The organism is Rhodoferax sp. ZS1R25 (genome assembly GCF_056521335.1).
On record NZ_JBWMAZ010000002.1, the window covers coordinates 1,364,612 to 1,379,242 of the forward strand.

Below are 14,631 nucleotides of genomic sequence, written 5' to 3' on the forward strand. Positions count from 1 at the left end.
GGACTCACGAGCCCCGGTAGGTGGAGTAGCTCCAGGGGCTGACCAAGAGTGGCACGTGGTAGTGCTGGTCCACATGGGCCACGCCAAAGTCCAGGCTCACCTGGTTCAGAAAATTGGGTTCGGGCAAGGCCACGTTGCGGGCCTTGAAGTAGCCCGCCACATCAAACACCAGCCGATAGGTGCCCGTCTTCAGGCTCGCGTTGTCGTACAGCGGGCCGTCGGGGTTGCGGCCGTCGGCGTTCAGCACGAAGCGTTTCACCAGCGAGGCAGTCTCGCCCTGGGGGCCGATCTGTGTGGTGTACAGCGCCACCGACATGCCCGCTGCAGGTGTGCCGTGCATGGTGTCCAGTACGTGTGTGCTCAAGCCCATGGCGCTGCCCTTTCGCTGCAAAATCCAAAGTGTATACACTTTTCGGCATTCTCGGTATCATGGCCGCATGGAGCCCACCACCACCAGTTTCATCGTCGAGGCCATCACTCGCTCTATCGTGGAGCACCGGTTGCAACCCGGCGCCAAACTGGGCGAACAAAAACTGGCGGACCAGTTCGGCGTGTCGCGTACGCTGATCCGCCAAGCGCTGTTCCAGCTCTCGCAAAACCGGCTGATCCGCATGGAACCCGCGCGCGGGGCGTTTGTCTCGGCCCCCTCTGTGGCCGAAGCGCGCCAGGTGTTTGCAGTGCGCCGCATGCTCGAAGCGGGCATGCTCCGTGCATTCATCCTCAGTGTCACTCCCCACCACATTGAGGCGCTGCGTGCCCACATCGTCCAGGAACAACAGGCCGTCCGCGAAGGCAATATCACCAGCCGCACCGAGCTACTCGGCGACTTCCATGTGCGCCTGGCCCAGCTCATGGGCAACGAGGTGCTGGCCTTGCTGATGATGGACCTGCTTTCTCGCTGCGCGCTGATCACGCTGATGTACCAGTCCAGCGCAGCGGCCGAACATTCGCATGAAGAACACACCGCCATCGTAGACGCGCTGGAAGCGCGTGACGAGGCCCTGGCCCTGCAACTGATGGACGCGCACCTGCACAACGTCGAAGCCGCCCTCACCCTCACACCGACCGCCACACCATGACCACCTACGACAGCACCCAGCCCTACCCCCGTGACCTGATTGGCTACGGCGAACACGTGCCCCACGCGCAATGGCCGGGCCAGGCCCGCGTGGCCGTGCAGTTCGTCCTCAACTACGAAGAAGGCGGCGAAAACAGCGTGCTGCATGGCGATGCGGGCTCTGAACAATTCTTGTCTGAGATGTTCAACCCCGCGAGCTACCCGGACCGCCACATCAGCATGGAAGGCATCTACGAGTACGGCTCGCGCGCCGGCGTGTGGCGCATCCTGCGCGAGTTTGAAAAGCGTGGCCTGCCGCTCACTGTGTTTGGCGTAAGCATGGCGCTGCAGCGCCACCCCGAGCTCACGCGCCGCCTGGTAGAGCTGGGCCACGAGATTGCCTGCCATGGCCACCGCTGGATCCACTACCAAAATATCGACGAAGCCACCGAGCGCGAACACATGCAGCTGGGCATGGCGGCGATTGAAAAGCTCACCGGCCAGCGCGCCTTGGGCTGGTACACCGGCCGCGACAGCCCGCGCACGCGCCGCCTGGTGGCGGACTACGGCGGCTTTGACTACGACAGCGACTACTACGGCGACGACCTGCCCTTCTGGATGAAGGTGCAAAAGACCGATGGCAGCGTGGTGCCCCAGCTCATCGTGCCCTACACGCTGGACTGCAACGACATGCGCTTTGCGCTGCCCCAAGGCTATTCGCATGCCGATCCATTTTTCCAGTACCTCAAGGACACGTTTGATGCGCTGTACGCCGAGGGCGACGAGCGCCCCAGCATGATGAGCATCGGCATGCACTGTCGCCTGCTGGGCCGCCCTGGCCGCATCACGGCGCTGCAGCGTTTTCTGGACCACATTGGCCAGCATGAGCGCGTGTGGGTCGCGCGGCGCCTTGACATTGCGCGACACTGGAAAGCCGTCCACCCCTACCAAGGTTGAACGCCATGGCAACACCCCTGACCCTGGACCAACTCAACCGCGCCACGCTGGATGAGGCCGCCGCGCTGCTGGACGGCCTCTACGAACACTCGCCCTGGATTGCACGCGCGGCCCTCGCCAAACGCCCCTTTGTCTCACTGGCCCAGCTCAAGCACGCCATGGTGCTGGAAGTGGCGAATGGCGGGCGCGACGCGCAGCTGGCACTTTTGCGCGCCCACCCCGAGCTGGCCGGCAAAGCCATGGTGGACAAGAACCTGACCGCCGAGAGCAGCAACGAGCAAAGCAAGGCCGGCCTCACCCACTGCACGCCGGCCGAGTTCGACAAGATCCAGCGGCTCAACGCGCAGTACAACGCGCGCTTTGGCTTTCCCTTCATCCTGGCGGTGCGCGGCCCGCGTGGCACCGGCTTGTTGAAGGCCGAAATCATTGCCACACTTGAGCGCCGCGTGCAGGGTCACCCTGAATTTGAGCTGGCCGAGTGCCTGCGCAATGTGCACCGCATTGCGGAGATCCGCCTGAACGACAAGTTTGGTTACGTGCCCACCCAAGGCCACCAGGTGTGGGACTGGCAGGAGGCGCTGGCCCAGCACACCGACCCCGGCTACGCCGAGCTTGGCCAGCTCACCGTCACCTACCTGACCGACGCGCACCGAGCCTGCGCCCGCCAGATCCAGGCCGACATGCTGGCCGCAGGCTGTGACAGCGCCGTCATCGATGCGGTGGGTAATGTGGTAGGGCGCTATGAAAGTGATAGCTGGTCGCGCAATGAAGACGGGGGCCAGAGACCAAAAATACTCAAAACGCTGCTGACGGGCAGCCATTTTGATACCGTGCGCAACGGCGGCAAGTACGACGGCCGCATGGGCATCTACGTGCCGCTAGCCTGCGTGCAGACGCTGAAGGCGCAAGGCCAACGCCTGCCCTATGCGCTGGAGGTGGTGGGCTTTGCCGAAGAGGAAGGCCAGCGCTACAAGGCCACCTTCCTCGGTTCAGGCGCACTCACCGGCGACTTTGACCCCGCTTGGCTGGACCAAACCGATGCGGATGGCGTCTCCATGCGCGACGCCATGGCCCACGCCGGGCTGGACGTGAACGCGATTCCTGCCATCCGCCGCAACCCCGCGGACTACCAAGGCTTTGTGGAAGTGCACATCGAACAGGGCCCGGTACTCAACGCACTGGACATCCCGCTGGGCGTGGTTACCTCCATCAACGCCAGCGTGCGCTACGTGGGCGAGGTCATCGGCATGGCCAGTCACGCCGGCACCACGCCCATGGACCAGCGGCGCGATGCCGCCGCGGCCGTGGCTGAACTCGTCCTAATGGTGGAGCAGCGTGCCGCGCGCGATGGCGACTCAGTGGGCACCGTGGGCATCCTCAGTGTGCCGAACGGCTCCATCAATGTGATCCCCGGACGCTGCCAGTTTTCGCTGGACCTGCGTGCCCCATCAGATGCGCAGCGCGATGCGCTGGACGCCGATGTGCGGGCCGGCTTGCAAGCACTGTGCGAACGGCGGGGCGTGCACCTCACACTGACCCAAACCATGCAGGCCAGCGCCGCGCCCAGTGCACCGGCCTGGCAGCAGCGCTGGGAGCAAGCCGTAACAGCCTTGGGCGTACCCCTGCACCGCATGCCCAGCGGCGCGGGCCACGACGCCATGAAGCTGCACACCGTCATGCCGCAGGCCATGCTGTTTGTACGCGGCCTGAACTCCGGCATCAGCCACAACCCGCTGGAATCCAGCACCAGCGACGACATGCAACTCGCGGTCGACGCCTTCTCCCATTTGCTCGAACAACTGGCTGCGCAAGCCTGAAGACCACTCCACCATGACCACTGCCTACGACCAACTCGACGCCTGGATTGACGCGCACTTCGACGAGCAAGTGCACTTTCTGCAAGAACTGGTGCGCGTGCCCACCGACACGCCACCGGGCAACAACGCACCGCATGCCGAACGCACTGCCGAGCTTCTGGCGGCCATGGGTATCACCGCACAAAAGCACGCCGTGCCAGCGGCCGAAGTGGCGGAGGCTGGCTTGCAAAGCATCACCAACCTGGTCGTGCGCCGTGCCTACGGTGCCGGGCCCACCATTGCACTCAACGCACATGGCGATGTGGTGCCGCCGGGCGAGGGCTGGACGCATGACCCGTATGGGGGAACGATCGACAACGGCCAGATGTTTGGCCGCGCCACCGCGGTCAGCAAGGGCGATTTCTCCACCTACACCTTTGCCGTGCGTGCGCTCGAATCGCTGGGCCTGCCGCTCAAGGGATCCGTGGAATTGCTGTTCACCTACGACGAGGAATTTGGCGGCGAGGTCGGACCCGGCTGGCTGCTCAAGCACGGCCTGACCAAGCCAGACCTGCTGATTGCGGCGGGCTTTTCGTACCAGGTCATCACCGCGCACAACGGCTGCCTGCAGATGGAGGTGACGGTGCACGGCAAGATGGCGCACGCGGCCATTCCCGACACCGGCGTGGACGCTCTGCAGGGTGCGGTGCACATCCTCAACGCGCTGTATGCGCAGAACACGTTGTACAAGCAGGTGACTTCCAACGTGGAAGGCATCACCCACCCCTACCTGAACGTAGGCCGCATCGAAGGCGGCACGAACACCAATGTGGTCCCCGGCAAAGTGGTGCTCAAGCTGGACCGCCGCATGATTCCCGAAGAAAACCCTGTGGAAGTGGAAGCCACGATTCGCCAGGTGATTGCCGATGCGGCCGCGGCCTGCCCTGGTATCACTGTGGATATCAAACGCCTGCTGCTGGCCAACTCCATGCAGCCACTGCCAGGCAACAAGCCGTTGGTGGATGCTTTGCAAAAACACGGGCAGGCCGTGTTTGGTGAGCCCATCCCCGCCATGGGCACGCCGCTCTACACCGATGTGCGCTTGTTCAGCGAACAGGGCATCCCGGGTGTGATTTATGGCGCCGGCCCACGTACGGTGCTGGAGTCGCACGCCAAACGGGCCGATGAGCGCTTGCAACTTGACGACCTGCGCCGCGCGACCAAGGTGGTAGCGCGAACCCTGCTGGACTTGCTGCAGCCCTGATTTTGTGCCGCGCCCCAACTTTGGGCATTTTTCTTGCTGCCCATGATTCCATCCATTCAAACCAAGGAACCTTCATGAACAAGCGCTATTTCCTGCACGCCCTGGCTCTCGCGGCTGCCACCCTGACGGCCGGCACCGCCATGGCCCAGGTCACTCCCATCAAGTTTCAGTTGGACTGGCGTTTTGAAGGCCCCGCGGCCCTGTTCCTCACACCCGCCGCCAAGGGCTATTTCAAGGAGGCCAAACTCGACGTCACCATCGACGCGGGCAACGGTTCGGGCGGCGCTGTGACGCGTGTGGCCTCGGGTGCCTACGACATGGGCTTTGCCGACCTGGCCGCGCTGATGGAATTCCACGCCAACAACGCCGATGCCCCCAACAAACCTGTGGCCATCATGATGGTCTACAACGACACGCCCGCCTCGGTGATGGCGCTCAAGAAGTCTGGCATCAAGACCCCTGCGGACCTGAACGGCAAGAAGCTGGGCGCCCCCGTGTTTGACGCCGGTCGCCGCGCCTTCCCGATCTTCGCCAAGGCCAACAACATCAGCGGCGTGCAGTGGACTGCCATGGACCCGCCCCTGCGTGAAACCATGCTGGCCCGCGGTGATGTGGACGCCATCACCGGTTTCACCTTCACCTCCCTCCTGAATCTGGAAGCGCGTGGGGTCAAAGCCGAGGACGTGGTCGTGCTGCCCTACCCCGACTACGGTGTGAAGCTCTACGGCAACGCCATCATTGCTTCGCCCAAGTTCCTCAAGGACAACCCCGCCGCAGTGAAAGCCTTTCTGGCCGCATTTGCCAAGGGCATGAAAGACGTGATCGGCAACCCCGCGGCCGCCATTGCCGACGTGAAGGCGCGTGACGGCATCATCAACACCGAACTCGAAACCCGCCGCCTGAAGCTGGCGATCGACACGGTCATCAACAGCGCCAACGCACGTGCCGAAGGCTTTGGCCAGGTCAATGGCCCACGCCTGTCCTTGATGGCCTCGCAAGTGTCGGACGCGTTCAACACCAAGAGCCGCGTGAACCCTGACGTGGTGTGGAACGGCAGCTTCCTGCCCTCCAAGGCCGAGCTCAACGTCCTGCCCAAGAAGTAACGCGATGCGCGCACCTGTCTCCCCTTGGTTTGTCGATTTTCAGGATGTCTGGCTGGCTTACAACGAGGAACTGCTCAAGCAGAACCACTTCGCCGTGGAAGCCATTGACCTGAAGGTGCGCAAGGGCGAGTTCATCGCCATCGTCGGCCCTTCGGGGTGCGGCAAGTCCACCTTCATGAAGCTCACCACCGGCCTGAAGATGCCGTCCATGGGCAAGATCCTGATCGACAACCAGCCGGTGACGGGGCCGCTCAAAATTTCGGGCATGGCCTTTCAGGCGCCCTCGCTGCTGCCGTGGCGGACCACGGTAGACAACGTGCTCTTGCCGCTGGAAATCGTGGAGCCCTACCGCAGCAGCTTCAAGGCCAAGCGCAAGGAGTACGAAGAGCGCGCCCGCAAGCTGCTGCAGAAAGTAGGTTTGGGCGGCTATGAGGACAAGTTCCCATGGCAGCTCTCCGGTGGCATGCAACAACGCGCCAGCATCTGCCGCGCGCTGATCCATGAGCCCAAGATGCTGCTGCTGGACGAGCCCTTTGGCGCGCTGGACGCGTTCACACGCGAGGAGCTGTGGTGCATCCTGCGCGACCTGTGGACCGAGCAACAGTTCAATGTGATTCTGGTCACACACGACCTGCGCGAATCGGTGTTCCTGGCCGACACGGTCTATGTGATGAGCAAGAGCCCAGGCCGCTTTGTGGTGAAAAAGGAGATTGAGCTGCCGCGCCCGCGCGACCTGGAGATCACCTACACCAAGGAGTTCACCGACATCGTGCACGAACTGCGCGGGCACATCGGCGCCATGCGAAAAACCGGCCCCGCCATCAACCCATAAGACACCGCCATGAACCAAAGAAAAATAGAACAGTGGTCCCCCTGGTTGCTGCTGGTGGCCGTGATCGTGCTGTGGCAAATCCTGTGTTCCGCCTTTGACGTGTCCGAGTTCATCTTCCCCAGCCCCTGGCGCATCTGGACGCAATTTTGGGAATTCAAGGGAATCATCGCGGCCCATGCTTGGCGAACGTACTGGGTCACCATGGCGGGCTTTGGCATCGCCATCGTGGTCGGAGTCTTGCTGGGCTTTGTGATTGGCAGTTCACGCCTGGCCTATGCCGCCGTGTACCCGCTTATGACCGCCTTCAACGCCCTGCCCAAGGCTGCGTTTGTGCCCATCCTCGTGGTGTGGTTTGGCATTGGGGTCGGCCCGGCCATCCTCACGGCCTTCCTCATCAGTTTTTTCCCCATCATGGTCAACATCGCCACCGGTCTGGCTACGCTGGAGCCCGAGCTGGAAGACGTGCTGCGTGTGCTGGGCGCCAAACGCTGGGACGTGCTGGTCAAAGTAGGCCTCCCACGGTCGATGCCCTACTTTTATGGTTCGCTCAAGGTCGCCATCACGCTGGCCTTTGTGGGCACCACGGTGTCCGAGATGACGGCCGCCAACGAGGGCATTGGCTACCTGCTGATCAGCGCCGGCTCTGCCATGCAGATGGGCTTGGCCTTCGCGGGTCTGGTGGTAGTGGGTGCCATGGCCATGGTGATGTACGAGCTGTTCAGCGCGATTGAAAAGCACACCACCGCCTGGGCACACCGCGGCTCGCAAAACACCTGATGGTGTGGCATGCCCAGCTCGATCTGAGCTACCGTTTCGAATCGGGCCGCACCGTGGCCCGCCATCTGCACAGCGGACCACTGCGCATTTTGCAAAGCCTGTACCCCGAGGGCGATGCCGCCTGCCACAACGTGCTGGTGCATCCCCCCGGCGGCCTGGTGGGTGGTGACACGCTGAGCATCACCGTGCGTGCCGAGGCCGGTTCGCACGGGCTCATCACCACGCCCGGTGCCACGCGCTTTTACCGCTCGGAAGGCCCCTGGGCCACGCAGCACAGCCGCCTCAAACTGGACGACGGCGCGCGCCTGGAATGGTTGCCACTGGAGGCCATTTGCTACGACGCCTGCCAGGCCCGCAACCAACTGCAGCTGGAGCTGGCTCCCAGTGCCGAATGCATGGGCTGGGACATCACCGCGCTGGGCCTACCCCACGCGCAGCTGCCCTTCACGCGGGGTCAGCTGGAACAGCACATCGAGATCCCGGGCGTCTGGTTGGAGCGCGGGCGCATTGACGCGCAAGACCAGCGCCTGATGCAAAGCCCCGCCGGCCTGGATGGCCAGCGCTGCCTGGCCACGCTGTTCTTCGCCAGCGGCAGCCCGCTGACCCGCCCCCGCAAAGAGGCCCTGCTGGACATTGCGCGCCAGGCGACCGAAGGCCACCCCTTGGCGCGCAGTGTGGGCGCTACCAGCCCCAACCCGCGCGTGGTGGTGGTGCGTGCCCTGGCCCCCACGGTAGAACCCGCCATGCAGCTGCTGCGCGGCATACGCCGTGCGTGGCGCGCAGAAGCCTGGGCGCTCAGCGCCGCAGACCCCAGAATCTGGTCCATGTGACAGGGTCCGCTCACGGTCAGTGCGCCCATAATGCAAGCCATGGCAGCGCTAGACACTGATTTTTCTGAATGCACCGCCCTGGTCGTGGATGGCAATCCCACGTCACGGTCCATCCTGGTATCCCAGCTGCGGGACTTTGGTGTGGCCACCGTGGCCCAGGCGGCGCGCCCCATCGATGCGCGCCGGCAGCTGGAATTCCGCGGATTTGACTTTGTGCTGTGTGAGCAGCACTTCGCCACCGACGAAATGTCGGGCCAGGACCTGTTGGACGACCTGCGACGCAACCAGCTGCTGCCCTTCTCGACCATCTTCATCATGATCACCGGCGAGGCCACCTACGCCAAAGTGGCCGAGGCCGCAGAGTCCGCACTCGACGGCTACCTGCTCAAGCCGCACAAGGCGACCCACCTGGGGGAACGGCTGGCCGCAGCCCGCACCCGCAAGCTTTCGCTGCAGGGCATCTTCAGCGCCATCGAAGAAGAACGCTTTGAAGAAGCCGCCGCCATGTGCATGGACCGCTTTGAGTCCCGCGGGCAATTCTGGCTGTACGCCGCCCGCGTGGGCGCCGAGCTGCTGCTGCGTCTGGGTCGCCATGGCGAAGCGCAGGTGCTGTACAAGGCCGTGATTGCGGCCAAAACCCTGCCCTGGGCGCGCCTGGGTGTTGCTCGTGCGCAGCTGGAGGCCGGCAACATCAACCAGGCCACCGGCACGCTGGAAAACCTGATCAACGACGACCCCAGCTATGCCGACGCCTACGACGTGATGGCGCGTGCCTACTTCGAGCTGGGCCGTTTTGACAAGGCGCTGGAGACCTACAAGATGGCATCCACCCTGACACCCGCCTCCATCAGCCGCGTGCAGAACCTGGCGATGATGACCTACTACTCCGGCAACCACGAAGACGCGGAACGCCTGCTGGACAAGACGGTGCGCCTGGGGATCGAGTCCAAGATGTTTGACAGCCAGAGCCTCGTGCTGCTGGCCTTTACCCGCCTGGAGAGCAATGACCGCAAAGGGCTGCAGCGTTGCCAGGATGACTTTGCGCGACTCATCGAGAAAGACCCCGACAACACGCGCCTGCAGCGCCTGTCGGCCGTGGTGGACGTGCTGAACCTGATCCAGCAACAGCAGTTCGGCCCCTCACTGGACGCGGTCCGCACCATGGCCCGGGCCGTGCAGACGCCGCTGTTTGACTTTGAGTCCGCCAGCAACCTGGTAACCCTGGTGTCGCAGCTGGCGCGCAAAGCCATCCAGCTCGACGAAGTGGCTTCCGTGGTCGAGGCGCTGGCGCGGCGCTTTTGCAGCAACCGCTCCATCACCGAGCTGCTGGCCGCCAGTGCGCTGGCCTATCCACCGTACCAGGCGGTTATCCGCACCGCCCAGACCCAGGTGCTGGAGTACACCGAAGCGGCCATGACGCTCAGTCTGGCGGGCGACCCCACCGGCGCTGTCAAAAGCCTGATCCTGCATGGCAAGGAAACCATGAACGCGCGCTTGGCCGAGAACGCCTACCAACTGTTGCAAAAACACAGCGGCAAGGTCAAGGAAGAGGCCCACCTGCAGCTGCTGGTCAACGAGTTGCGCGCCCTGTGCGGCCCGGTCATCAGCCGGGCCTCTTTGGGCGAGCAGCGGCGCCAAGCCGGCGGCCTGGCACTGCGCACCGGCAAGCGCCCACCACCCGACGCAGTGCCTACCCTGTCCTAGATGGCGACCAGGGCGCGCACGCCGTCGATCTCCATGTTGTCGCCCTTGCCCCGGGCCAGCACGGCACCCCGCTCCATCACCACGTAGTCGTCGGCCAGATCCTGGGCGAAGTCGTAGTACTGCTCCACCAGCACGATGGCCATGTCACCACGGTCCGCCAGCATGCGGATCACACGGCCAATGTCCTTGATGATGCTGGGCTGGATCCCTTCGGTGGGCTCATCCAGAATCAGCACCTTGGGGCCGGCCGCCAGCGCGCGTGCGATGGCCAGTTGCTGTTGCTGCCCACCGGAAAGGTCCCCCCCGCGGCGGTTCAGCATCTGCTTCAGCACCGGGAACAGCTCGAATAGTTCGGGCGGAATCGGCGTTCCAGCGCTCTTATAGGCCAGGCCCATGCGCAGGTTTTCTTCCACGGTCAGGCGCGCAAAAATCTCGCGTCCTTGCGGCACAAAGCCCAGACCCAGGCGGGCCCGTTCGTAGGGGGTAAGTTTCTGGATGGGCTTGCCATCGAATTCGATGCTGCCGGATTTGATGGGCACCAGGCCCATCATGGATTTGAGCAGCGTGGTCTTGCCCACACCATTACGGCCCAGGATGACCGTGACCTTGCCGATGGCGGCCTCCAGGCTCACATCGCGCAGGATGTGGGAGCCACCGTAGTACTGGTTGACGTTATTGATTTTCAACATGCTTAGCGTCCCAGATAAACCTCAATCACCCGCTCATCCGACTGCACCTGGTCCAGCGTGCCCTGCGCCAGCACCGAGCCGTCGCACAGTACGGTGACGATGTCGCTGATGGTGCGGATAAAGCTCATGTCGTGCTCCACCACCATGAGCGAGTGCTTGCCCTTCAGGGTGAGAAACAGCTCGGCCGTGCGCTCGGTTTCCTCATCGGTCATGCCGGCCACGGGTTCGTCCAGCAGCAGCAGCTTGGGGTCTTGCATGAGCAGCATGCCAATTTCTAGCCACTGCTTTTGTCCGTGGCTCAAGTTGCCAGCCAGGCGACCCACGCTATCGGCCAAATGGATGGTGTGCAGCACCTCGGCCAGGCGGTCACTTTGCGCCGAGTCCAGCGTGAAGAACATCGAGGCTTTCACGCCCTTGTTGGTCTTCAGCGCCAGCTCCAGGTTCTCGAACACCGTGAGCTGCTCAAACACCGTAGGCTTCTGGAACTTGCGGCCAATGCCCAGCTGCGCAATCTCGGCTTCCTTGAAGCGCAGCAGGTCGATGGTGCTGCCGAAGAACACGGTGCCCGAGTCAGGCCGCGTCTTGCCGGTAATGATGTCCATCATCGTGGTCTTGCCCGCACCGTTGGGACCAATGATGCAGCGCAGCTCACCCGGCGCAATGTCCAGGCTCAGCTTGTTGATGGCCTTGAAACCATCGAAGCTCACGCTCACGTCTTCCAGGTAGAGGATGCGGCCGTGGGTGACATCCACCTCACCAGCCTTGGCCACGCGCGAAAAGCCCGCCGCACGGCCGCCCGACTCGGTTTGCCCGGACTGGGCCGCCAGTGCGGCCATATGCTCCTGAACGCGCTTGGCGCCTTGTTCCAACAGATCGGGAGTCATGCTTTGCCTCCCTTGAGTTTCTTGATCAAGCCCACCACTCCATCGGGAAGGAACAGGGTCACGCCAATGAACAGCGCGCCCAAAAAGTACAGCCAAAACTCAGGGTAGGTCACAGTCAGCCAACTCTTGGCGCCGTTGACGATGAAGGCCCCCACCACCGGGCCAATCAGCGTGGCACGCCCGCCCACGGCAGCCCAGACGGCAATCTCGATCGAGTTGGCCGGGCTCATTTCGCTGGGGTTGATGATGCCGACCTGCGGCACATACAGGGCCCCGGCCACGCCGCACATCATGGCCGAGATGACCCAGATGGTGAGCTTGTAACCAATGGGGTTGTAGCCGCTGAACATGACGCGGGTTTCCGCATCGCGCACGGCCTGCAGCACGCGGCCAAACTTGCTGTTCACCAACCAGCGCGCCATCAGGAAGAAGGCCAGAAGCGTGGCGGCCGTCAGCACAAACAGCGTCATGCGCATGCTGGTAGTGGCAATCGGAATGTCCAGAATCCGCTTGAAGTCGGTGAAGCCATTGTTGCCACCAAAGCCCGTTTCGTTGCGGAAGAACAGCAGCATGGCCGCAAACGTCATGGCCTGGGTGATGATGGAGAAGTACACCCCCTTGATGCGCGAGCGGAAAGCGAAGAAGCCAAACACCAGCGCTACCAGGCCGGGCACCAGCACCACAAACAGCAGCGTGGCGACAAAGCTGTCCGAGAAGGTCCAGTGCCAGGGCAAGGTCTTCCAATCCAGAAACACCATGAAGTCGGGCAAGGCGCTTTTGTAGTTTCCGTCCAGGCCAATCTGGCGCATCAGGTACATGCCCATGGCGTAGCCGCCCAGCGCGAAGAACACGCCGTGGCCCAGGCTCAGGATGCCGGTGTAGCCCCAGATCAGGTCCATGGCCAACGCACAGATGGCGTAGCACATGATCTTGGCCACCAGGCCCACAGCAAAGTCACTCAGGTGGAACACGCTGCCCACGGGCACCAGCAGGTTAAGCACCGGCACCAGTGCGCACAGCACCACCAGGGCACCCAGCCAGGCACCCCAGCCACTGCGGCTGAGCAGGGGTTGGGGCGAAGGGAGAACGAGGGTAGAAACGGGGGAGGTACTCATGCTTCTGCGCTCCGGCCCTTCATGGCAAAGATGCCCTGGGGACGTTTCTGGATAAAGATGATGATGAAGACCAGCACGGCGATTTTGGCCAGCACGGCGCCAGTCCAGCCTTCCAGGAATTTGTTGAGCACGCCCAGGCCCAGCGCGGCGTACACGGTGCCGGCCAGCTGGCCCACACCGCCCAGCACCACCACCATGAACGAGTCCACGATGTAACCTTGGCCCAAGTCAGGCCCCACGTTGCCTACCTGGCTCAGCGCGCAACCGGCCAGGCCGGCAATGCCGCTGCCCAGTGCAAACGCGTAGGTGTCAATGCGGGCCGTGTTCACGCCCATGCAGCTGGCGATGGGGCGGTTCTGCGTGACGCCACGCACGAACAGGCCCAGCCGGGTTTTCTCGATCAAAAACCACACGCCCAGCAACACCGCAAAGGCAAAGCCCACGATGACCAGGCGGTTGTAGGGCAAGGACAAATTGCCCATGACCTGCACGCCGCCGCTCATCCAGCTGGGGTTTTCCACGCCCACGTTTTGCGCGCCAAAGATCGTGCGCACCAGTTGCATCAGCATCAGGCTGATACCCCAGGTGGCCAGCAGCGTTTCCAGCGGGCGGCCATAGAGGAAGCGGATCACCCCGCGCTCCAGCGCCGCGCCCACCAAGGCTGACGCCATGAAGGCCACGGGCAGCGAGGCCAGCAGGTACCAGTCAAACGCTCCGGGCAGGTATTTCTGGAAGACACCCTGCACCACGTAGGTGGCGTAGGCGCCAATCATCATCAGTTCGCCGTGGGCCATGTTGATCACACCCATCAGGCCATAGGTAATGGCCAGGCCCAGCGCCACCAACAGCAGGATGGAGCCCAGGCTGATACCGCTAAAAATCGCTCCCAGGCGGTCGCCCCAGGCCAGGCGCGATTCCAGTGCGCGCAGGCTCTTGTCGAGCGCGGCTTTCACGGCGCCATCGGTCTCAACCTTCAGGCGCTCCACCAGCAGCGTTTTGGTGGCGGCCAGCGCACTGTCGCCCAAGGAGCCTGCGGCTTCCAGGCGCTTCGCCGTGTCGGCGCTGCCCAACAGTGCAGCAGCGCGCAGCAGCGTGATCTGCTCCTTGATATCGGGCACGGTCTCGGCGGCCAGTGCTTTCTCGATCAGCGGCAGCTTGCTTTCGTCCACCTCACCCTGCAGGGTCTTCACCGCGTCGCGGCGCACCTTCACATCGGTGGAAAGCAGTTTCACCGCGGCCAGCGCGGTGTCCAGCTCACCGCGCATGCGGTTGTTGTTCATCACATCCTCGGCGCTGTCGGTCAGCACCACTTCGGCGTTGGTCACGGGGTCTACGCCCATGCCATCCACTACCAGTACCGGACGGTCGCCCATCACCTTCACGGCGTCGTCAGACAGCGCCTGCAGAAAGCGCACGGTGTTGGCATCGGCGCCTGCCACTGCGGCGCGCAGGGCTTCGATACGCGCATCGCCCTCGCCCACTGCCATGGCTTTTGCCTCGTTGGCCGTCAGCGCCTGGGCGCGGGTAGCTATTAAAACAATAGCGATGGCCAGCAAATGAAATAGTCGTTTTGGCATACGCCAACTTCTCCGGGTAAATAAAACAAGCCGCCACAGCCCGAAC

14 protein-coding genes are annotated in these 14,631 nt (G+C 63.3%); 9 read left to right on the forward strand and 5 right to left on the reverse strand.

The window, feature by feature from the left end; all coding sequences use genetic code 11:
- Positions 1-4: 4 nt before the first annotated feature.
- The gene (gene uraH, locus AC097R_RS17235; protein WP_479599417.1) at positions 5-370 is read right to left on the reverse strand and encodes a hydroxyisourate hydrolase; all 366 of its coding nucleotides are present in this window, start codon (positions 368-370) and stop codon (positions 5-7) included.
- Between the two features lie 67 nt (positions 371-437).
- On the opposite strand from uraH, the gene AC097R_RS17240 reads away from it, so the two are divergent.
- From AC097R_RS17240 to AC097R_RS17280, 9 genes are all read left to right on the forward strand, one after another.
- Positions 438-1,079, forward strand: a complete 642-nt coding sequence (locus tag AC097R_RS17240; RefSeq protein ID WP_479599418.1) for a GntR family transcriptional regulator — start codon at positions 438-440, stop codon at positions 1,077-1,079.
- Positions 1,076-2,014 (forward strand): allantoinase PuuE, encoded by a 939-nt coding sequence (gene puuE / locus AC097R_RS17245; RefSeq protein ID WP_479599419.1) that lies wholly within the window; start codon positions 1,076-1,078, stop codon positions 2,012-2,014. The genes AC097R_RS17240 and puuE overlap by 4 nt, the downstream gene beginning before the upstream one ends.
- A 5-nt stretch (positions 2,015-2,019) precedes the next feature.
- The gene (gene uraD / locus AC097R_RS17250; protein ID WP_479599420.1) at positions 2,020-3,831 is read left to right on the forward strand and encodes a 2-oxo-4-hydroxy-4-carboxy-5-ureidoimidazoline decarboxylase; all 1,812 of its coding nucleotides are present in this window, start codon (positions 2,020-2,022) and stop codon (positions 3,829-3,831) included.
- 13 nt (positions 3,832-3,844) lie between these two features.
- Complete coding sequence (locus AC097R_RS17255) at positions 3,845-5,074, forward strand: M20 family metallopeptidase (protein WP_479599421.1); 1,230 nt, start codon at positions 3,845-3,847, stop codon at positions 5,072-5,074.
- 74 nt (positions 5,075-5,148) lie between these two features.
- Positions 5,149-6,177, forward strand: a complete 1,029-nt coding sequence (locus AC097R_RS17260) for an ABC transporter substrate-binding protein (protein WP_479599422.1) — start codon at positions 5,149-5,151, stop codon at positions 6,175-6,177.
- A 4-nt stretch (positions 6,178-6,181) separates the two neighbouring features.
- A complete protein-coding gene (locus tag AC097R_RS17265) occupies positions 6,182-7,009 on the forward strand; it encodes an ABC transporter ATP-binding protein (protein ID WP_479599423.1) in 828 nt (275 codons plus the stop codon).
- Between the two features lie 9 nt (positions 7,010-7,018).
- Positions 7,019-7,786 (forward strand): ABC transporter permease, encoded by a 768-nt coding sequence (locus AC097R_RS17270; protein ID WP_479599424.1) that lies wholly within the window; start codon positions 7,019-7,021, stop codon positions 7,784-7,786.
- Entirely contained in the window at positions 7,786-8,616 is an 831-nt protein-coding gene (locus AC097R_RS17275; protein WP_479599425.1) for an urease accessory protein UreD, read from the forward strand. The genes AC097R_RS17270 and AC097R_RS17275 overlap by 1 nt, the downstream gene beginning before the upstream one ends.
- A 39-nt stretch (positions 8,617-8,655) precedes the next feature.
- Positions 8,656-10,320, forward strand: a complete 1,665-nt coding sequence (locus tag AC097R_RS17280; RefSeq protein ID WP_479599426.1) for a tetratricopeptide repeat protein — start codon at positions 8,656-8,658, stop codon at positions 10,318-10,320.
- Here AC097R_RS17280 and urtE read toward each other — a convergent pair.
- From urtE to urtB, 4 genes are read right to left on the reverse strand one after another with little or no spacing between them, the layout of a single operon-like run.
- Entirely contained in the window at positions 10,317-11,009 is a 693-nt protein-coding gene (urtE, locus tag AC097R_RS17285) for an urea ABC transporter ATP-binding subunit UrtE (protein ID WP_479599427.1), read from the reverse strand. The genes AC097R_RS17280 and urtE overlap by 4 nt on opposite strands.
- 2 nt (positions 11,010-11,011) lie before the next feature.
- Positions 11,012-11,893 carry an urea ABC transporter ATP-binding protein UrtD gene (gene urtD / locus AC097R_RS17290; RefSeq protein WP_479599428.1) on the reverse strand — a complete coding sequence of 294 codons (882 nt, stop codon included), beginning with the start codon at positions 11,891-11,893 and terminating at the stop codon, positions 11,012-11,014.
- Positions 11,890-13,008, reverse strand: a complete 1,119-nt coding sequence (urtC, locus tag AC097R_RS17295) for an urea ABC transporter permease subunit UrtC (RefSeq protein WP_479599429.1) — start codon at positions 13,006-13,008, stop codon at positions 11,890-11,892. The genes urtD and urtC overlap by 4 nt, the downstream gene beginning before the upstream one ends.
- Entirely contained in the window at positions 13,005-14,585 is a 1,581-nt protein-coding gene (gene urtB / locus AC097R_RS17300) for an urea ABC transporter permease subunit UrtB (protein ID WP_479599430.1), read from the reverse strand. Before urtB ends, urtC begins: the two co-directional genes overlap by 4 nt.
- Positions 14,586-14,631 lie beyond the last annotated feature (46 nt).